The sequence below is a fragment of the Pseudomonas sp. 25 R 14 genome (genome assembly GCF_900004755.1).
Lineage (GTDB): Bacteria > Pseudomonadota > Gammaproteobacteria > Pseudomonadales > Pseudomonadaceae > Aquipseudomonas > Aquipseudomonas brenneri.
The window spans coordinates 236,143-255,232 of sequence record NZ_CVTS01000068.1 but is presented as its reverse complement, the minus strand read 5'-3'; the positions used below and the strand labels follow the sequence as shown (position 1 = coordinate 255,232).

Sequence of the window (19,090 nt, the reverse complement as noted above, 5' to 3'; positions counted from 1 at the left end):
TATGTCGACAGTTCTGGGCAAGTGGCTCGCAGCCTTCTGGCTCGCGGGCCTGTCACTCACCGTCAACGTGGCTCTGGGAGAGCCACAACCCTTGCATTTGCTGGGGCATTCAAGCCTTGATGCTGCGCAGGTGCACCTCAATGAAGTGGACTGGCGCTGGCTACGCGAGCGCCGCACGCTGATAATGGGCGTTTCCGCCCCCGATTATGCCCCCTTCGACCTGACGAACAACAACGACGATCTAGAAGGGATCACCGCCGATTATGCAGCGTTGATCGCTCAGGTGTTGAACGTCACGATCCAGGTGCAGCGCTACGAGCATCGGGACGAAGTCATCGCGGCCCTCAAGCGCGGTGACGTGGACTTCCTGGGTACGGCCAATGGCTACGAGGCGGCGGACCGGGAGCTAAGGCTTTCGCGCTCGTATGCCAACGACCAGCCGACCCTGGTGACGCGTGTCGATGACAGCCAGGCATTGAGTGCGGAGCTTGAGGGCAAGCGCCTGGCCATGCTCTATCACTACATGCAGCCCGAGATAGTCGCGGCTTATTACTCCGACGCCTCATTGCAGCTTTATTCATCGACGATTGAGGCGATTGGCGCCGTAGCCTTTGGGCAGGCGGATGTTTATCTTGGCGATGCGATCAGATACCAACTATCTGATCAACAAAAACCACCTCAATAACGTGCGCATGGCTGATTTTTCCAGCCTGGAGGTCAACCCTTTTGCGTTCGCCGTTACCGGGAAAAATACCCGGTTACTGCGCATCATCAACGCTGGGCTGGCTGTGATCCCGGTCAATGAGCAAATGGAGATCCTGCGGCGTTGGAGCGCCGGCAACCTGGGGGTCGTTGGTCGTGAGCGTCTGCGCCTGAGCGCCAGTGAGCAGCGTTGGCTGGACAAACATCCGCGGGTCAAGGTGACGGCGCTGGACAAATTCATGCCATTGTCATTCTTCAACGATCGAGGGCAATTGCAGGGCTTGAGTGCCGAGATACTGGCTCAGGTCAGCTTGCGTACGGGGTTGAAGTTCGATGTGGTGCGTGGTAGTTCACTGCCTCGGCAAATCGAGCAGGTCAGCGAGGGGCGCGCGGACATGATCGCGTTCATCACGGCAAGCATGGCCAGGGAGGAAACGATCCGCTTTACCCGGCCGTACCTGAGCAACCCGTTCGTGTTGGTTACGCGCGATGATGAAAGCAACCCGGTCACCCTCGATGATATGGCGGGCAAGCGCCTGGCGGTCATCAGCCGCAGCGTGCAGCGGGAAATCATCAGCCGGGATTACCCCGCGATCGTGCTGGTAGACGTCGAAAGCTCTGCGCAGGCCATGGCGTTGGTCGCCAACGAGGGTGCAGATGCCTCGGTCAGCGCACTGATTATTGCGCGCTATATGATCGCCCATCAGTACCGTGACCGTCTGCGCATTACCAGTACGGTCGGCTCACAGCCGGCGCGAATATCCTTTGGCGTTGGTCGCGGCCAATTGGAGTTGTACTCGATCCTGGACAAGGCGCTTTTGAGCATCACCCCCCAGGAAATGGATGAGCTGACCAATCGCTGGCGTAGAGAGTTGGTGGTCGAGGACAGCTATTGGCTACGCCACCGCAACACGATTATCCAGGGGTTCTCGCTGGCCGCGGTGCTGTTGCTGATCACCCTGGGCTGGGCCATCTACCTGCGTAGCCTGATGCGCAAACGTGCACAAGCCGAGCGCGCCCTGAGCGACCAGATGCGCTTTATGAGCGTGTTGATCGACGGCACTCCGCACCCGATCTATGTGCGTGATCGCCTGGGCCGGTTGATGGCGTGCAACAGTGCCTATCTCAATGTGTTTGGCTTTCGGCTTGAAGACGTGATTGGCAAGACCGTGGTCGAGACCGACATAGGCAATCAGCCCCAGGCCCAGTCCTACCATGAAGACTACTTGCGTCTGATGGAGCGCGGAGAACCACAGATTCATGATCGTGTGCTCAAGGTGCCAGGGCGCGCGACCCTGACGATTTACCACTGGATGCTGCCGTACCGCGATGGGAACGAAAAGGTCGTGGGCATGATTGCCGGCTGGGTAGATGTCAGCGAACGCCAGCGCTTGCTGGGGCAATTGCAGGAGGCCAAGGAGGGGGCGGACGCGGCCAACCGTGCCAAGACTACCTTCCTGGCAACCATGAGCCATGAGATCCGCACGCCGATGAATGCAGTGATCGGCATGATTGAACTGGCGCTGAAAAATGCCGAACAGGGGCGTATCGACCATGGCGCCCTGGCGGTGGCCTCCGACGCTTCGCGCGGCATGCTGGAGTTGATCGGCGATATTCTCGACATTGCTCGGATCGAGTCCGGCCACTTGTCCCTGACCCTGGAGCCTTCGAACCTGCGCGAGCTGCTGGCCTCGGTGGCGCGCATCTTCGAAGGGCTGGCACGTACCAAGGGCCTGGCCTTGCAGGTGGAGCTGGACCCGTTGGTCGATCGCTATGTGTTGATCGATCCACTGCGTTTCAAACAGGTGGTTTCAAACCTGCTGAGCAATGCCATCAAGTTTACGGCCCAGGGCCATGTGCGCCTGAGTGCCAGTGGATCCCCTGCCGTTGCCAATGGCTACCTGAGCCTGCGGCTGGTGATAGAGGACAGTGGGGTGGGCATCAGTGTCGAGGACCAGATGCGTCTGTTCAACCCCTTTATTCAAGGGCGCAACACTGACCAGTCGGCGCGCAGTGGCTCGGGACTTGGGCTGGTGATCAGCCGCAGCCTGTGTGAAATGATGGGTGGCCAGCTGAAATTGAGCAGCGTGCTGGGGCAGGGCACGCGGGTGGAGGTCACATTGCCCCTGGCTGTGGCGGCCTCGGCCGGCGCACCTCCCGAGCCAGTTGCCCTGGAGGCACCGCCAGCCCATGTGTTGAATATCCTGATAGTGGACGACTATCCCGCCAACCGCCAATTGCTGACCCGCCAACTGAGTTTCCTGGGGCACCGGATCACCACCGCCAACGATGGCGTGCAGGGCCTGGAATGCTGGCGGGCCGAGCGCTTCGACGGGGTGATCACCGACTGCAATATGCCGCTGAAAAATGGCTATGACCTGGCCCGTGAAATTCGTGCCGATGAGCGTGCCCGTGGCTTGGCGCCATGCCTGTTGCTGGGGTTTACCGCCAATGCCCAGCCGGAGGAAACCGAGCGTTGCCTGGCGGCGGGAATGGATGGATGCCTGTTCAAACCCACGGGGCTGGAGGACCTGCATGCTGCGCTGGCGCCACGGACCGCCATGCCTTCGGTCAATGCCGGGAGTGAGGCTGGCGCGGGATCGGGGCTGGACTTGAGCCGCCTGTTGAAATTGACCGGCTCCGATGTGGAGGCCATCAAGGAGTTGTTGGCGCAACTGCTCGACAGCCTCGCCGCAGACCGTACGCAACTGCTGTCCTTGCTGGCACAGCACGACTACGCCCAGTTGCACGACCTGGCCCATCGCACCAAGGGTGGGGCGCGGCTGGTCGAGGCCCAGGCATTGGTGAGTCACTGCGAAGCGCTGGAAGCTGCCTGTGAACAGCGCGACCCTGAAGCGTTGGACTCTGCGGTAACAGGTGTGCAGCAAGCCATTGATCAGTTGCATCAGGCCCTGACGGACTACTGCGATCAGGCATGAGGGGCGGGTTTGGGATAACTCCTACACAGATGGGGAACTCTGCTGATTTTGTCGTCGAATTATGTCTGGAAAAGTAGGCCCCTCCTGCTTTCTACGAAAGCTGCCTGCTCAGGGACTTGCCATGCCAACCAAAGCACTGACCATCCTGATTGCCGATGAACAGCACCTGCAACGGTTGCATATCGAAAAAATGCTCAATCAGTTGGGCTACTATCGGATCGTCCCGGTGCAGACCTTCGATGAAGTGCTGATCCTGACCGCTATTCCCGCCGAGCCATTCGACGTGTTGATTATCCATTCCGGCCTGTTCGCCAGCACGGGGGGAGCGCTGGCGTTCCAGAAACAACATCCGCAGGTGCGACATGTGCTGGTATATGACGACCAGGACCTGGGCGCGCCAGTATCCCCTGCGCCTCTGGTCCTGGTGCGCTTGCCGGGATCGCCAGACAGCGTCACCCTGGAGCACTTCATGGACATCATCGACCCGCCGTCACCGGCCAGCGGCTTGCGGGTCTTGCCCTGGCTGCGGGAGCTGGCGCGCAGCCCGGCGGTTTAGCTCAGTCCCACTGCGGCGCAATACCCTTGGGGCTGGTCAGGCGATGACCACGCTCCAGGCCGGCGATTTGCGCCATATCGGCTTCGCTCAAGGTCAGTTGCACGGCCTTGAGGTTGCTGTGCAGGTTGGCGCGTTGGGTCGAGGACGGAATCACCGCATACCCCAACTGCATCGCCCAGGCCAGGGCCACCTGTGCCGGTGTGGCGTGGTTGCGTTCGGCAATCGCCTGGATCACCGGGTCTTTCAGCACTTCACCGTAGGCCAGGGTCATATAGGACGTAATGTGGATACCGTGGCGCGTGGCGAAATCCACCACAGTACGGTTTTGCAGGTACGGGTGCAGCTCGATCTGGTGGGTGGCGATGTGCTCGGCACCGACGGCGGCGATGGCCTCTTTCATCAGTGCGACGGTGAAGTTGGAGATGCCGATCTGGCGGGTCAGGCCCAGGTGCTTGGCTTCGAGCAACTGCCCCATGAACTCGGCGACGGGCACCTGGTTTTCCGGGGAGGGCCAGTGAATCAGGGTCAGGTCCAGGTAGTCGGTCTTGAGCTTGCGCAGGCTTTCCCTGAGGCTGGGGATCAACTGGCCTTGGGCAAAATTGGCGATCCAGATCTTGCTGGTGATGAACAGCTCGTCGCGGGGGATGCCGCTGTCGGCGATGGCTTGGCCGACATCCGCTTCGTTCTCGTAGATCTGTGCGGTATCGATGACCCGGTAGCCGAGGTCGAGGCCGGTGCTGACGGAATCGATGACCACCTGGCCTTGCAGGCGGAAAGTGCCAAGGCCGAATGCGGGAATAGACATAAGTGACTCCAGTTATGGCGTGGACAATGGCCTTGAGTATCGGCCGGGAACACCAGGAGAAACACCCAAGAATCTTCAAATGACTCTTGACCAGAAGTCATGAATGGCCTGACCTCCTGTAGGAGCGGGCTTGCCCGCGAAGAACGTCAACGATAACGCGTGCTTACTGAATGAATGCGGCGCCTGTAAGTTTTTCGCGAGCAAGCCCGCCCCTACAGGGCGTTGAGTTCGCGCGCCAGGTCCAGCACCACCTGGGCACTGCCGACGTTGGGCACCAGGTGCGTAAACGGGATATCGATCATGCGGTTTTCCCGCACCGCTCGCAGGCGCGACAGCACCGGGTCACGGGTCAGCAACTGGCGTTTGCGGCTGGCCGGGGACCACACGGCATCGGCCAGCAGGATCACGTCCGGGTCGCTTATCAGCAGGGTTTCACTGCTGACCGTGACCCGGTATTGATTGACCCCGGCAAACAGGTTACGTGCCCCGGCGGCGGCCAGCAGGGCGGTGACAAAGCCTTGTCCTCCTTCGCTGTCGAGGCCGTTGACTTCACTGTCGAGGTAAAACACCGACAAGGGTTTTTCCGGCCTGGCGAGTGCCTGAGCGCGGGCGAGGTCGGCGTCCAGCGCGTCAATCAGGTCGCGGGCCCGCTGCGGTTTATGCAGCAGGTTGCCCAACGTCAGCAGGTCATTGCGAATGTGGCCGAAGAAGTCCAGGGAATGCCCGGCACAGGCCGACTCCAGTAGATAGGAGCCCACCCCGTTGCCGGCCAGCCCGGTACGCGAGGTGATGCCGTTGCCAAAGGCCGTGGCAAATCCTCCCACCACCAGATCCGGCCGTTGCCCATACAGCACCTCGCTGGCCGGGTAGCGCGGCGCAATCACCGGCACACCCAAATACTGACCCAACTGATGCGCGGCACCGTTGTCATCCAGGTACGCCACGCCCACCAGTGTCGGGCCGGCGCCCAGGGCCAGCAGCATGTCGGCGGCGTGTTGGTTGAGGGCGACAATCCGCGACGGCGGCGCGTGGGGCAGGCGCCAATCCTGCTGGCAATTGCGGTAGCCGTCAGCCAGGACCGATGCACTCCACAACAGGGCGATGGCAAATCCTCCCAGGCGTTTCATGGGCGCTCCCGGATCAGCAATTCTTCAAGCACTTCGCCGCCGACCAGGTGTACATCCACCAGGCGCACGGCATCGGCCTTGCTGTGCACCCCATACCAGCAGCGCTCCGGGTAGACCGTGAGCACTGGCCCCAGGTTGCAGGGGAACTGGCAATGGGTACGTGTGAGCAGTACACCGCCGGGTACTTCAATGCGCTGGTGTTCCAACAGGCGCCGGCGCAAGGTCTTCCACAGCTGCAAGGCGCCGCGCTGGGTGCAGCGCGGGCCGGTACACAGCAGCACATGGCGGGCATGATCGGGGATACAGGACCAGTCGGGGTGCGTGTCCACCCCGTCGATTTGCGTGATCTCAGTCATCAGAAGCGATACGTATAACGCACCTCAGAAGTGAACGGTCGGCCCAGGTTGTCGACGTTACTGGAGCGACTGGTGACGTAGTCACGGTCGAACAGGTTTTCCACCAGCAGGCTCACCCGGTGTTGATGGGCGTTGTCGAGGTAGCGGTAGGCATCGGCATCCACCACCGAGTAGTGGCCGTACTCGACTTTTTTCGAACTGATCACATCGTGGATGTAGCGGATAGCCGCGCCGGCGCCCCATAGGCGATTCTGCGACTCAAAGCCCACACGTGAACGGGCGAAGAAGCTCGGCACATCATTGATGGTCACGCCGGCACGGGACTCGGTGAGGTTGCGGGTCATGTCCGCTTGCAGGTTCCATTGCTCGTTGAGCGCCAGCTTGGCGTCGACCTCGAAACCGCGCATCTGGATCTGCCCCTGGCCGTTGACCCACTGGGCATCGTCGACGGTGATCAGGTGGGTGATCTTGCGCTTGAACAGGGTCACGCTGGCGCTGAAGTCGCGATCGGCCAGCAGGCCCTTGTAGTCCAGGCCCAGCTCGGCGTTGCGGCTTTTTTCCGGCTTGAGGTTACGGTTGCCGATCTCGTCGCCGGGCTCGTTGACGAACAGTTGCTCGGCGTTCGGCAGCTTGTACGCCGTGCCGTACTGGCCGCGCAAGGCCCAGTTGGCATTGAGGTCATAGAGCGAGGTGAGCATGCCAACGGTGGCACTGTCACCGCCGCTCATGGCTTCGTGGCGCACGCCAATGCTCGGGTGCCAGTCGGGCAGGGCGTCTATCTGCGGGCGCAACTGGGTGTACAAGGCGTGGGCCTCGGCCTTGTTGTTGTCGATGACCATCACGTCGTCCTGGCCCTTGAACCACTGGTTGTCAGAGCCGAACACCAGCACATGGCCGCCCTCAAGCTCGGCCTTGCCTTCGGCCTGCACGCCCCAGTCAGTGAAGCCCCAGTAGTCATCGTGATTGCGCACCAGGGTGCCGCCGTCGGCGGTGTTGTTGACCCGTGAGTAGCGGGTGTCCCAATCGTTGATATGGCCCTTGACGAAGTAGCTCAACCGCTCGTTGAGGCGTTGTTCGAAGGTCGCCGTGGCAATCTGCTGCACGCGGTCGTTGGTGGTCTTGCGGTTGTTGGTGGCGCCGGCGAAGTCCAGGTTGGCGTCGGTGTACTGGTAAAACAGCTCCAGGCGCGAGTCATCGCCCAAGGACTGGATGGCCTTGGCGCCGAGGGTGGTGACTTCGTAGGAACGTTTCTTGTCGGTGACGTTGCTCATGTCGCGGTTGCGAAACGGCTGGTAGCCCTCGGACACGTTATGGCTGACGTAGGCCAGCAGGCCCAGGTCGCCCAGGCCATTGCTGAAAATCCGCTCGGCCCGGGCATCGCCGGTGGTGCCGCCAAAGGTATCGACGCCCAGGTTGGTCTCGCCGGATACGTCACGGGTTTGCGGGCTGCGTGTGACGATGTTGATGACCCCCGCCACGGCCTGGGTGCCGAACAACAGGCTCTGGCCACCCTTGAGCACTTCGATGCGCTCCACGGCGTTGGCCGGCAAGGTATCCAGGTACAGGCCTCCGTACAGGCGGTTGTTCAGGCGTACGCCGTCAAGCAGGATCAGGGTGTCGTCATTGCGCCCGCCCAGCAGGGAGTAGGTGCCGTAGTCGAACGGGCCGTTTTTCGGGGCGACGTAGAAACCGGGGATGAACATCTGCATCGCCCGCGTGATATCCGCGCTGGGGCCGGCGCGTTCGATCTGCTCGCGGGTGACAATCTCGACCTTGCTGCCGTACTGGGCCATGTCGGCCACGGTGGTGGATTCCACCGACGGCGCGGAAACGGTCTGCGGCTTGAGTTCCAGGGCACGGTTGTCGGCGAGTAGCAGGGGGCTGAACAGGCAACCCAGCAGCAGGCTAGGACCCGCTGTGACGCAACGTTGAAAAATCATAGTCTTCCCGAAAGTATCTTCGCAGAAGCACGCAGGAGAAGGCATCGAGCACACGCCAATACCGGCCCATGCCCGCCCACCGCAGGATTTTGCCAAACAGAAATTCCAGGCCGGTCTCCGGGCTCACGCGTATCGAACTCTTCACCTTCCCATGGCGTTCTGGCCACAGTGGTGTGTCGAAGAGCTCACGCGTATACCGTTGCGGGGGCAGCACCGGACTTGCTCGATCGAGCGTACCGGTTTCCCGTTTCACCCCATGCGCGGCGGCATGAGGCACCTGAAACAGGACGGCATCTGAACATTCCCGCGACTGTTGGTCAACTTCTCTAGTGTTCGGTCCCGTGAGGCCAGATCGTTGTAATATATTTTCTTCGCTTGATCACCAGAGCCGCATTTTCATGCAGAGCACCCGATTGACGCTGATTTGCCATGGTATGACCCGTGCGCAAAAGCTTGGGCATTTTGCCCTTGATGAAGCCCTGGAAACGCCTCCGTCGCCCTTGAGGCTGGCCGCGCGCTTTAAAAAAACGCCACGCCTGTTATGCGGGCCTGAGACCAGGGCCCGGCAAACGGCGACGCTGTTCGGCAAGCACGCAACGATTGATGACGGGTTGCGCGACATGGATGTAGGTCATTGGCGCGGTCTGGACATCAATGACATCGACCGCGACGAACTGATGACCTGGCTCACCGACAGCGCCAGTGCGCCTCATCGTGGTGAGTCAGTGGTGCAGTTGTGCGAGCGCGTCAGCCAGTGGATGCAAAACCTCGCAGAGCAGCCCGGCCATGTGCTGGCGGTGACGCATCCGGCGGTGATTCGTGCGGCTTTGCTGCATGCAATGCAATCACCCGTCGCCATGTTTTACCTGATCGACGTGGAGCCGCTGTCGTCCACCGAACTGCGTTTCAACAACGTCTGGCGCCTGCGCCTGGAAACGCGCGAGACCTGAGCGGCACGAACATGGCAAAATCCCGGCCCCGCACTGAGAACACCTTCATGAAAAAGATCCTGATCATCGGCATTGGCGCCGGCAACCCCGACTACATCACCATGCAGGCGGTGAAGGCGCTGAACCGCACCGATGTGTTTTTCCTGATGGACAAGGGCCAGAGCAAGGACAAGTTGATCGACCTGCGTCGGGAGATCTGCCAGACCTATATCGACGCTGGGCATGCCTACCGCTTTGTCGAGGCCGACTGCCCCGAGCGTGTGCGTGGCGAGATCGACTACACCACGGCCGTGCAGGATCTGAACCGCGACAAGCAACAGACATTTGAGCGGATGATCAACGAACAAATGGCCGACGGCGAAGTAGGGGCCTTTCTGGCCTGGGGCGATCCGGCGTTGTACGACAGTACCATCCGCATCCTGCAGGCGATCCTGGCCAGTGGCAGCAGTGTGTTTGAGTTCGAGGTCATCCCCGGGATCACCAGCGTCCAGGCCTTGGCGGCCCAGCACAAGGTGCCACTGAACCGCATCGGCCGTTCCATCGAGATCACCACCGGGCGTCGGCTCGCGGCGGGGCAGGTCGGTGATGCCGATACGCTGGTGGTGATGCTGGATGCCGAGGACTCTTACCGCAGCGTCGCGGATCAGGACCTGGAAATCTATTGGGGTGCGTACCTGGGCACGCCGGATGAAATCCTGATCAGCGGCAAGGTGGCTGAGGTGGCCGAGGAAATCGAACGCGTGCGCAAGACAGCGCGCCAGGCCAATGGCTGGATCATGGACACTTACTTGCTACGCAAGCCCTGATTGCTGTAGGAGCGCGGTCATCAAGCCCGCTCCCACATTGAGCTCATTGCTCAGGGGAATCAGCGCCGCAGGTAGGAGCCAAAATCGATATCCCCGGCGCTGAGAATCGCCTGTACCCGGTTGTGCACATTCAGTTTGCGCAGGATCGCCGACACATGGGCCTTCACCGTCGTCTCGGCAATCTCCAGGGTGTAGGCAATCTGCTTGTTCGACTCGCCCTTGGTCATTCGCTCCAGTACCAGTAATTGCTTGCGTGTCAGGGCCTGGAGCAGTTCCGGGGCGAAGGCCGGATTGTCGTGCATGCGCCGCTGGCCGGGGTTTTTCTGGGTGCGGATGATGTCTGGCGGCAGGTAGACGTTGCCATTGAGAATCTGCTGGATCGCCTCGGTCATCTGCGCCCGTGGCGAGGATTTGGTGATGAAACCGACCGCGCCATAGGTAATGGCTTGCAGCACGATTTGCTTGTCCTGCTCGGCCGAGACAATCACCACTGGAATGGTCGGCGCTTCGTTGCGCAGGTTGATCAGGCCATTGAGGCCGTGCATGCCGGGCATGTTCAGGTCCAGCAGGATCAGGTCGAGGTCGTCGTGCTCCTGGGTCAGGGCCAGGGCGCTGTCCAGGTCGGCGGTTTCCATCACTTCGCTACCGGCAAAGCCATCGCTGATGACGTTATGGATCGCTTCGCGAAACAGCGGGTGATCGTCGGCAATCAGAATTTTGTACATGGCCGTTCACCTTTTTATTGTGATTGTTCAGTGGGCAAGTTCAAAGGGCTCAGGGTGTGCTGCGGCGACTGGCAGCTTGGCTGCCTCCCACGCGTCCAGGCCCTCGCGATACCAATACACAGCGGTATAACCCAAGGCATTGGCCCGTTTTACCGCGTTCCAACTCAGCCAGCAATCGGAGCGGCAGTAGAACACCAACGGTTGCGCCAGGTTACCGCCACTGTAGGCATACAGGTGGCGGGCAAAGTAGCTTTGCCACTCGGGCGTCAGCTCACCATCGCCCGTATTGGCCAGCCAGTGGCTGCCGGGCAGGTTGGCATGGGGCTGGTCTTCGATGAACTGGCCGTGCAGCCATTGCCGGCGGTAGACGTCGATCAGCACCGGGCGCGGCTGTTGTGTCAGTAGGGTTTGCAAGGCCTGGGTATCGACGATGGTCGCGCCCGGCAAGTGTTCTGGGGTGGGGCTGCGGTAGAGGTTGATGCGGTAGCCGTCGCGGGAAAACAGCGCGGTTGGCGGTTGGGCAGCCGCCAGCAGCGGAGTCAGCGACAGCACGGCAACCAGAGTCAGTCGGGCGGGCAGCATGGCAGGTTCGATCCTTATAGTTATGCGCCCATTACATGCCAGTCGCGCTGCCTTGGGAATGCGACGATAGACAGCAAAACCAGTACCAAAGTAGTAAATCGCCTGTTGCTTGAGGGCTCTAGCATGAACGCAACGGTCATCCTCAGGAGTTGTACGATCATGCGAATCCTCAAGGCGCTGCTCTTGCCGTTTTTGCTGATCCTCAGCCTGATCGGGGTCGACAAGCTCCACGGCCCGCGACCGTCGCCCACTGCGATGATGCAAGTGCATGCACCATGAATATCCTACTGGTGGACAAACATGCGGTAGTGCGGCTCGGCTACGCCAGCCTGTTGCGGGCGCAGTTGCCGGGCGTCGAAGTGCGCGAAGCGGGCAGTGGTGAAGATGCACTGCTGCGGGTGCAGGAAGCAGTGCCGAACCTGGTGATCACAGGTGTCGGCCTGCCAGGCATCAGCGGCCTGGAAACCACCCGCCGCCTGCGCCAGCGCCTGCCGCAATTGCGCGTGTTGTTTTTCAGCCAGCACGATGAGTTGCCCCTGGTGCGCCAGGCCCTGGAGGCCGGTGCATCGGGCTATATCACCAAGGGCGCAACGCCTGCGGTGATGAATGAAGCCGTGCAGCGCCTCCTCGACGGCCACACCTATATCGAGCAGGTCCTGGCCACGGAGTTGGCCTTTCATCCGAGTGATCATCGGTTGCAGGGCATGACGGCCCGTGAGCTGGAGATTTTCCTGATGCTGGCCAAGGGCACGCCTACCCGTTCGATCGCCGATCAACTGAGTATCAGCAGCAAGACCGTGTCCAATTACCTGACGTTGCTCAAGAGCAAATTGCAGGTTACGTCCCATGCCGAATTGGTACATGTAGGGATTGACCTGGGAGTGGTGCGGGCGGCGGGATGATCCACACCGCCCACTGGCGGTCAGCGATCCCAAGTGGTGGGGCAGTCCTTGCAGCCTTCCATATTCGCATCCTGGAAATTGGCATAGTGCTGGCGGGTGCCGCTGAGGGTGGCCCGTTCCAGGTTGCTTTCACCGAACTTGGCTTCTTGCAGGTTGGCATCGCTCAGGTCCGCCCCTTGCAGGTCGGCCTTGCTCAACCAGGTCATTTCCAGGTCCGCCGCACGCAGGTTGGCTTTGTGCAGCTTGGCCCCAGACAACCGCGCAAATTGCAGGTAAGCGCCGCTGAGGTTGGCGTTTTCGAACTGTGCGCCCTGGGCGAACATGCCCCAGCCTTGCACCGCCATCAATGTGGCACCGCTGAAATCTGCCAGGCGCAGGTTGGCTTGTTGCAGGCTCGCGCGGGTCAGGTTGGCGCCTTGCAGTTGGGCTTTTTCCAGGTTGGCCAGGTCGATGTTGGCGTGGCGCAGGTCGGCCTCGCGCAGGTCAGCCCCGGCCAGGTTCATTTTGCTCAAGTCCTGGTTGCGCAGGTTGGCGCCCTTGAGGTTGGCGCCGGGGCATTGGCTGTGGGGCGCGATGGTGCAACCGTTGATAACCAGCGGTTGATCGTCACCCTCGTCAGCGTAGGCCTGGGGCAACGCGAGCAGTAGCAATAAAGGCAGGTATTTCATCACAAGACCTCGAAGGTGGAAGGGGCTGCCCAAAGCAGCCCCTCTTGCCATCAGATGGATTATTTTTGGGCGGTCTTGTTATCCCAGCTCGGGATCTTGAACACCCAGAACGACCCGCCTTGTGCCACCGGTTTGGTCAGCTCGGCCATGTCGCCGCCCCACAACGGCACCGCGCCGCCGTAGCCCACGGTCACGCCGATGTACTGCTCGCCATCCTGTTCCCAGGTAACCGGCGGGGAGACGATGCCGCTGCCGGTCTGGAACTTCCACAGCTCCTTGCCGGTTTTTGCATCGAAGGCCTTGAAGAAACCATCCCCCGTGCCGGTGAACACCAGGTTGCCCTTGGTCGCCAGCACGCCGGCCCACAGCGGCAGGGCCTCTTTGTGCTCCCACACCACCTTGCCGGTGGTCGGGTTCATCGCGCGCAAGGTGCCGACGTGGTCGTCATACATGCGCTTGATACGAAAGCCCATGCCCAGGTACGCCGAGCCCTTTTTGTAGTTGACCTCCTCGGTCCAGTATTCCTCTTTCCACTGGTTGCCCGGGATATAGAACAGGCCTGTGTCCTGGCTGTACGCCATGGGGTTCCAGTTCTTGCCACCGAGGAACGGCGGCGAGACTTCCACCGGCTTGCCCTTGGTTTCACCCGGCAATGGCTTGGCCGGACGCTGGCCTTCGTTTTCCACGGGGCGGCCAGTCTTGAGGTCGATATGGCTGGCCCAGGTGATGTTGTCGACAAACGGGAAGGCGTTCTGCAGCTTGCCGTTGTTGCGGTCCACTACGTAGAAGAAACCGTTGCGATCGGCGTGGCCGGTGGCCTTGACCACTTTGCCGTCCTTGTCCTTGTAGTCGAACAGCACCAGCTCGTTGTTGCCGGAGAAGTCCCAGGCATCGTTTGGCGTGTGCTGGTAGAACCATTTCACTTCGCCGGTGCTTGGGTCGACACCAACCTGGCCTGAGGTGTAGAGGCTGTCGAAGTCGTGGGGATTGCCGTCCTTGGAGGTACGCGCCCAGGTGTTCCATGGGCCGGGGTTGCCGGCACCGACGATGATGGTGTTGGTCTCGGCATCGAAACTGGCGCTCTGCCAAGGCGCGCCGCCGCCGTGGCTCCAGGCCTCGACCTTGCCGGTTTCGGTGGTCGGATCATCCGGCCACGAAGGCGCTTTCACATCGCCGGTGGTGGTGCTGTCCTTGCCATTGAGGCGGCCCATGTGGCCTTCGACAAACGGACGCATCCACACTTCTTCGCCGGTGTCCGGGTCGCGGGCAAACAGCTGGCCAACCACGCCGAACTCATCACCGGAGCTACCGTGGATCAGCAGGACCTTGCCGGTGACCTTGTCTTTGATCAGCACCGGGGCGCCGGTCATGGTGTAGCCGGCGGCGTGGTCGCCGAATTTCTTGTTCCACACCACTTTGCCGGTGTTTTTGTCGAGGGCGATCAGGCGCGCATCGAGGGTGCCGAAGTAGATCTTGTCGCCGAAGATCGCCGCACCGCGGTTGACCACGTCACAGCACGGGCGAATGTTGTCGGGCAGGCGGTGGTTGTAGGTCCACAGGCGTTTGCCGGTCTTGGCGTCGAGGGCGAAGACCCGGGAGTAGGAACCAGTGACGTAGACCACGCCGTCGCTGACGATGGCCTGGGATTCCTGGCCGCGCTGCTTCTCGTCACCGAACGAGTAGGACCAGGCTGGCGTCAGCTTGAATACGTTCTTGTCGTTGACCTGGGCCAGCGGGCTCCAGCGTTGGGCATTGGTGCCCATGCCGTATTGCAGCACGTCCTTGGTGGTCAGGTGGTCGTTGGCAATGTCTTCCCAGGTGATGTTGCGCATGCTCTTGGATGAGTGTGCAGAAGGATCGGTAGCGGCGAAGCCGAGCGCACTCAAGGACAGGCTGCCGACCAGCAGGAAAGCCTGCACGGCAAGGCTCAGCGGCGAGAGGGCGGGTAGCGATCTTATTGTCATGGTTGCAGTTCCCAGTGGAGGTTTTGGCCTGCACAGGTTGCTGCGTGGACGGGGCACACGGATACGGAAAATATCCCGGTGTGGCCGGGACAATTTCCCGAACCGCACCTGATTTAGCAGTGCCTCGCAAGCCTTACTACCAAGGGAGTAGACCCCGGCCACCAAAGCAGCATACGGCCCTTGGCGAGGCGTTCCTAAGATGGTTGCCATAGCCTCTGCAAAGGGGTTTTGCGTGCAATCCTGAGGGAAAAACAATGACAACAAAACGCAACGCCTTGCTGTTGGCTGGCCTCTTGGTCGGCGTGATCGGCACAGGCACCGCCTGGGCTCATGGCAACGTGACACCCACTGCCGTGGAAACCAAGGGACTGACGCCGATCAAGGATGCCGGCGTGACACTGGATGCCGATGGTTGGGCGGCGGTGAACCCGTATCGCCAGTCGCCGCAACGCGATAAGGCCGTGGAAGTCGGCGCCTCGGCCTATAACCAGAACTGCGCCGCATGCCACGGCCTGGAGGCCAAGTCAGGTGGGATTGCGCCTGACCTGCGCATGCTTGATGAGGGCGATGCCGGGGACGAGTGGTTTGTGGAGCGGGTGCGCCACGGCGCCGTGCGCGATGGCCGGGTGTATATGCCGAAGATGGCCGACTACCTGAGCCAGGAAGCCTTGTGGGCGGTGCGCACCTATCTTGATAGCGTGCACGTCGAGGAGTAAGCCATGGGCTGGCGCGCACGTTGGCTGTTGGCCTGCTGGTTGCCACTGGCCGCCTACGGGATGGACCCCGGCAAAGACCCGGTGCCGTCGGTGATGTGGAGCTACTACCACAAGCAGTATCTGGACAATGCCCCGTTCATCTTTGATGAACGGGTCAAGTTGCTGGCGCCGCCATTTGCCGAAGATGCGCGCCAGGTGCCGCTGGAAGTCGACGCCCGCGCCTTCAAGGGCGAGGTGGTGAAAATCATCGCCTGGGCCGAACTCAATCCACTGCCGAAAATCGTCGATTTTCAACCGGGCGAGGGCGTGTTGCCGTGGTTGGCGATCCGCATTCGTATCGAACAGGCCACGCCGCTGCGCGCCGCCGTATTGACCAAGGATGGCCTGTGGCATGTCGGCTCGACCCTGATCGACGCCGCCGGCGGTGGCTGCACGGCGCCCAGCGTGGTGCGCAGCCAGCCGGGCTGGGAAGAGCATTTGGGCGAGGTGTTGGGCGGTCGTTACCCACGCAGCGATTTCAGCCGGTTGCGCCTGCAAGTGGCGCACCCGATGGACAATGGCATGGTCAGCGGCATTCCCGAGTTCTATATCAACCATGCCGAGCTGCGCGACGCCCAGGATCGGGTGCTGGCACGCCTGGAGTTGTTTGCAGCGGTCAGCGAGAACCCCGACCTGGCGTTTGACCTGCAAGGGCCAGGGCCGGTGCGCCTGCTGCTGCGCGACACCAGCGGCAGCCAATTCGAAGGGGCGATCCCATGAGACTGCTCCTGTGGCTATTGCTTGGCCTGAGCCTGCCGGCGCTGGCGGACCTGGACTACGCCCTCAAGCCCCGGCAGATCGCCACCGATACCTGGCTGCTGGAAGGCAGCACCGATAATTTCGCCAGGGACAACGGCGGCAATATCGTCAATACCGGGTTTATCGTCACCCAGGCGGGGGTAGTGGTGATCGACACCGGCCCGTCCCGGCGCTACGGCGAGGCATTGCGCCAGGCGATTGCCACGGTCACTGAAAAGCCGGTGATCCAGGTCCTGTTGACCCATCACCATCCCGACCATGTGCTGGGCAATCAAGCGTTCAAGGACGTGCCCATCGGCGCCCTGCAAGGCACCACTACGCTGCTGCGCGAGCAGGGCGACGTCATGGCGCAAAATATGTACCGCATGGTCGGCGACTGGATGCGTGGCACCGAAGTACTGCTGCCGAACCACACCGTAACGCCCGGCGTGCAGACCTTCGGCAGTCATCGTTTGCGCTTGTTGGCCTTGAGTGGCCACACGGGTGCCGATCTGGCGATTCTCGATGAAACAACCGGTGTGCTGTTTGCCGGCGACCTGGTGTTTTACCAGCGTGCCCTGACCACGCCCAACACACCAGGCCTGTCGGTATGGCTGGCGGATATCGCCACCCTGCAAGGCCTGCCCTGGAAGGTGATCGTGCCTGGTCACGGCCCAGTGGCAACCGACACCCAACCCTTCGCCCAAATGCGTGACTACCTGGGCTGGCTCGACCAGCTCATGGCCACCGGTGCCGCCAACGGCAGCGCCATGGGCGAGATGATCCGCAGCCCCATCCCCGAACGTTTCGCGGCCATCAGCCTGGGCCGCTACGAACTGATCCGCAGTGTCAGTCACCTGTATCCCCGCTATGAACGCGGGCAGATGCAACGGATAGATCAATAACAACATCACACCGAAAGAGGCCTCATCATGATCTACGCACAACCTGGCACCCCCGGCGCCATCGTCACTTTCAAGCCGCGCTACGGTAACTTCATCGGTGGCGAGTTTGTGGCCCCGGTCAACGGTGAGTACTTCACCAACACCTCGCCGGTCACCGGGGAAGTGATCGCTGAGTTTCCGCGCTCCAGCGCCGCCGATATCGACAAGGCACTGGACGCTGCCCACGCTGCCGCCGACGCCTGGGGCAAGACCTCGGCCCAGGACCGCTCCCTGGTGCTGCTGAAAATTGCCGACCGTATCGAGCAGCACCTGGAAGTGCTGGCCGTCACCGAAACCTGGGACAACGGCAAGGCCGTGCGCGAAACCCTGAATGCCGACGTACCGCTGGCCGCCGACCATTTCCGTTACTTCGCCGGCTGCATCCGCGCCCAGGAAGGCGGCGCCGCCGAGATCAACGAGCTGACCACGGCCTATCACTTCCACGAGCCCCTGGGCGTGGTTGGGCAGATCATCCCGTGGAACTTCCCGCTGCTGATGGCCGCCTGGAAACTCGCGCCGGCCCTGGCCGCCGGCAACTGCATCGTGCTCAAGCCCGCCGAGCAGACGCCGTTGTCGATCATGGTGTTTGCCGAGCTGATTGCCGACCTGCTGCCGGCCGGCGTGCTGAACATTGTCCAGGGCTTTGGCCGTGAAGCCGGCGAGGCCCTGGCCACCAGCAAGCGCATCGCCAAGATTGCCTTTACCGGCTCCACCCCGGTGGGCGCGCACATCATGCACGCGGCGGCCGAGAATATTATTCCGTCCACCGTCGAGCTGGGCGGCAAGTCACCGAATATCTTCTTTGAAGACATCATGCAGGCGGAACCGGCCTTTATCGAGAAAGCCGCCGAGGGCCTGGTGCTGGCGTTCTTCAACCAAGGTGAGGTGTGCACCTGCCCGTCGCGGGCGCTGGTGCAGGAATCGATCTACGAACCGTTCATGGCCGAGGTGATGAAGAAGATCGTCAAGATCAAGCGTGGCAACCCGCTGGACACCGAGACCATGGTTGGCGCCCAGGCGTCCGAGCAACAGTACGACAAGATCCTCTCGTACCTGACCATCGCCCAGGAGGAGGGTGCCGAACTGCTGGCCGGTGGCGCTGCCGAACACCTGGAGGGCGACCTGTCCAGCGGCTATTACATCCAGCCGACCCTGCTCAAGGGCCACAACAAAATGCGCGTGTTCCAGGAAGAAATCTTCGGTCCGGTGGTGGGCGTGACCACCTTCAAGGACGAAGCCGAAGCCCTGGCGATTGCCAACGACAGCGAATTCGGCCTGGGTGCGGGGCTGTGGACCCGCGACATCAACCGCGCCTACCGCATGGGCCGGGCGATCAAGGCCGGGCGGGTGTGGACCAACTGTTATCACCTGTACCCGGCGCATGCGGCGTTTGGTGGTTACAAGAAGTCGGGCGTGGGGCGTGAGAACCACAAGATGATGTTGGATCATTACCAGCAGACCAAGAACCTGCTGGTGAGCTACGATATCAACCCGCTGGGGTTCTTCTGATCTAACGCGGTCAAAAAAGTGGGAGTGGGCTTGCTCGCGATAGCGGTGAAGCAGTGACAGGGTTGCTGGCTGTCACACCGCCATCGCAGCCTCGCCGGTGCTCGACAGCTCCCACATAGAGG

16 protein-coding genes, 1 pseudogene and 1 riboswitch are annotated in these 19,090 nt (G+C 61.5%); of the genes and pseudogenes, 9 read left to right on the top strand and 8 right to left on the bottom strand.

Translation table 11 applies throughout. From position 1 onward, the window contains the following. Position 1: 1 nt before the first annotated feature. Positions 2-3,641: pseudogene (locus BFQ03_RS27580) on the top strand (transporter substrate-binding domain-containing protein). A gap of 121 nt (positions 3,642-3,762) precedes the next feature. After that, positions 3,763-4,197, top strand: a complete 435-nt coding sequence (locus BFQ03_RS27575) for an ANTAR domain-containing protein (protein WP_032857519.1) — start codon at positions 3,763-3,765, stop codon at positions 4,195-4,197. Between the two features lies 1 nt (position 4,198). On the opposite strand, the gene dkgB is transcribed toward BFQ03_RS27575, so the two are convergent. The 4 genes from dkgB to BFQ03_RS27555 form a co-directional block, all read right to left on the bottom strand. Continuing rightward, positions 4,199-5,002, bottom strand: coding sequence for a 2,5-didehydrogluconate reductase DkgB (gene dkgB, locus BFQ03_RS27570; protein ID WP_065944444.1), 804 nt, complete (start codon positions 5,000-5,002; stop codon positions 4,199-4,201). 212 nt (positions 5,003-5,214) lie between these two features. After that, positions 5,215-6,129 (bottom strand): ABC transporter substrate-binding protein, encoded by a 915-nt coding sequence (locus BFQ03_RS27565; protein ID WP_065944443.1) that lies wholly within the window; start codon positions 6,127-6,129, stop codon positions 5,215-5,217. Further along, positions 6,126-6,485, bottom strand: coding sequence for a (2Fe-2S) ferredoxin domain-containing protein (locus tag BFQ03_RS27560; RefSeq protein WP_065944442.1), 360 nt, complete (start codon positions 6,483-6,485; stop codon positions 6,126-6,128). Before BFQ03_RS27560 ends, BFQ03_RS27565 begins: the two co-directional genes overlap by 4 nt. After that, positions 6,485-8,425 (bottom strand): TonB-dependent receptor plug domain-containing protein, encoded by a 1,941-nt coding sequence (locus BFQ03_RS27555; RefSeq protein WP_065944441.1) that lies wholly within the window; start codon positions 8,423-8,425, stop codon positions 6,485-6,487. Before BFQ03_RS27555 ends, BFQ03_RS27560 begins: the two co-directional genes overlap by 1 nt. Before the next feature lie 90 nt (positions 8,426-8,515). Further along, positions 8,516-8,721, bottom strand: a riboswitch (cobalamin riboswitch). Between the two features lie 102 nt (positions 8,722-8,823). Here BFQ03_RS27555 and BFQ03_RS27550 point away from each other — a divergent pair. Together BFQ03_RS27550 and cobF are read left to right on the top strand one after the other, a co-directional pair. Continuing rightward, the gene (locus BFQ03_RS27550; protein ID WP_032857512.1) at positions 8,824-9,375 is read left to right on the top strand and encodes a histidine phosphatase family protein; all 552 of its coding nucleotides are present in this window, start codon (positions 8,824-8,826) and stop codon (positions 9,373-9,375) included. A 47-nt stretch (positions 9,376-9,422) separates the two neighbouring features. After that, positions 9,423-10,181 carry a precorrin-6A synthase (deacetylating) gene (cobF, locus tag BFQ03_RS27545; protein ID WP_032857510.1) on the top strand — a complete coding sequence of 253 codons (759 nt, stop codon included), beginning with the start codon at positions 9,423-9,425 and terminating at the stop codon, positions 10,179-10,181. A gap of 59 nt (positions 10,182-10,240) precedes the next feature. Here the strand turns inward: cobF and BFQ03_RS27540 are convergent, their stop codons facing one another. Further along, entirely contained in the window at positions 10,241-10,906 is a 666-nt protein-coding gene (locus BFQ03_RS27540; RefSeq protein ID WP_029296512.1) for a response regulator transcription factor, read from the bottom strand. 27 nt (positions 10,907-10,933) lie between these two features. Further along, positions 10,934-11,488: a PQQ-dependent catabolism-associated CXXCW motif protein gene (locus BFQ03_RS27535; protein WP_032857506.1), complete on the bottom strand. Its 555-nt coding sequence runs from the start codon at positions 11,486-11,488 to the stop codon at positions 10,934-10,936. A 275-nt stretch (positions 11,489-11,763) separates the two neighbouring features. On the opposite strand from BFQ03_RS27535, the gene BFQ03_RS27530 reads away from it, so the two are divergent. Beyond that, positions 11,764-12,390 (top strand): response regulator, encoded by a 627-nt coding sequence (locus BFQ03_RS27530; protein ID WP_032857504.1) that lies wholly within the window; start codon positions 11,764-11,766, stop codon positions 12,388-12,390. 20 nt (positions 12,391-12,410) lie between these two features. Here BFQ03_RS27530 and BFQ03_RS27525 read toward each other — a convergent pair whose 3' ends face one another. Beyond that, positions 12,411-13,058, bottom strand: coding sequence for a pentapeptide repeat-containing protein (locus tag BFQ03_RS27525; RefSeq protein WP_032857503.1), 648 nt, complete (start codon positions 13,056-13,058; stop codon positions 12,411-12,413). 59 nt (positions 13,059-13,117) lie between these two features. Continuing rightward, on the bottom strand, positions 13,118-15,022 hold the full coding sequence (gene exaA, locus BFQ03_RS27520; RefSeq protein WP_083204925.1) for a quinoprotein ethanol dehydrogenase: 1,905 nt from the start codon (positions 15,020-15,022) through the stop codon (positions 13,118-13,120). A gap of 254 nt (positions 15,023-15,276) precedes the next feature. Here exaA and pedF point away from each other — a divergent pair, with 254 nt between their 5' ends. From pedF to BFQ03_RS27500, 4 genes are read left to right on the top strand one after another with little or no spacing between them, the layout of a single operon-like run. Next, the gene (gene pedF / locus BFQ03_RS27515; protein ID WP_032857500.1) at positions 15,277-15,738 is read left to right on the top strand and encodes a cytochrome c-550 PedF; all 462 of its coding nucleotides are present in this window, start codon (positions 15,277-15,279) and stop codon (positions 15,736-15,738) included. A 3-nt stretch (positions 15,739-15,741) separates the two neighbouring features. Then, positions 15,742-16,497 (top strand): quinoprotein dehydrogenase-associated SoxYZ-like carrier, encoded by a 756-nt coding sequence (locus BFQ03_RS27510; protein ID WP_032857499.1) that lies wholly within the window; start codon positions 15,742-15,744, stop codon positions 16,495-16,497. Continuing rightward, positions 16,494-17,420, top strand: coding sequence for a quinoprotein relay system zinc metallohydrolase 1 (locus tag BFQ03_RS27505; RefSeq protein ID WP_065944439.1), 927 nt, complete (start codon positions 16,494-16,496; stop codon positions 17,418-17,420). Before BFQ03_RS27510 ends, BFQ03_RS27505 begins: the two co-directional genes overlap by 4 nt. Positions 17,421-17,447: 27 nt before the next feature. Beyond that, positions 17,448-18,968 carry an acetaldehyde dehydrogenase ExaC gene (locus BFQ03_RS27500; protein ID WP_065944438.1) on the top strand — a complete coding sequence of 507 codons (1,521 nt, stop codon included), beginning with the start codon at positions 17,448-17,450 and terminating at the stop codon, positions 18,966-18,968. Positions 18,969-19,090 lie beyond the last annotated feature (122 nt).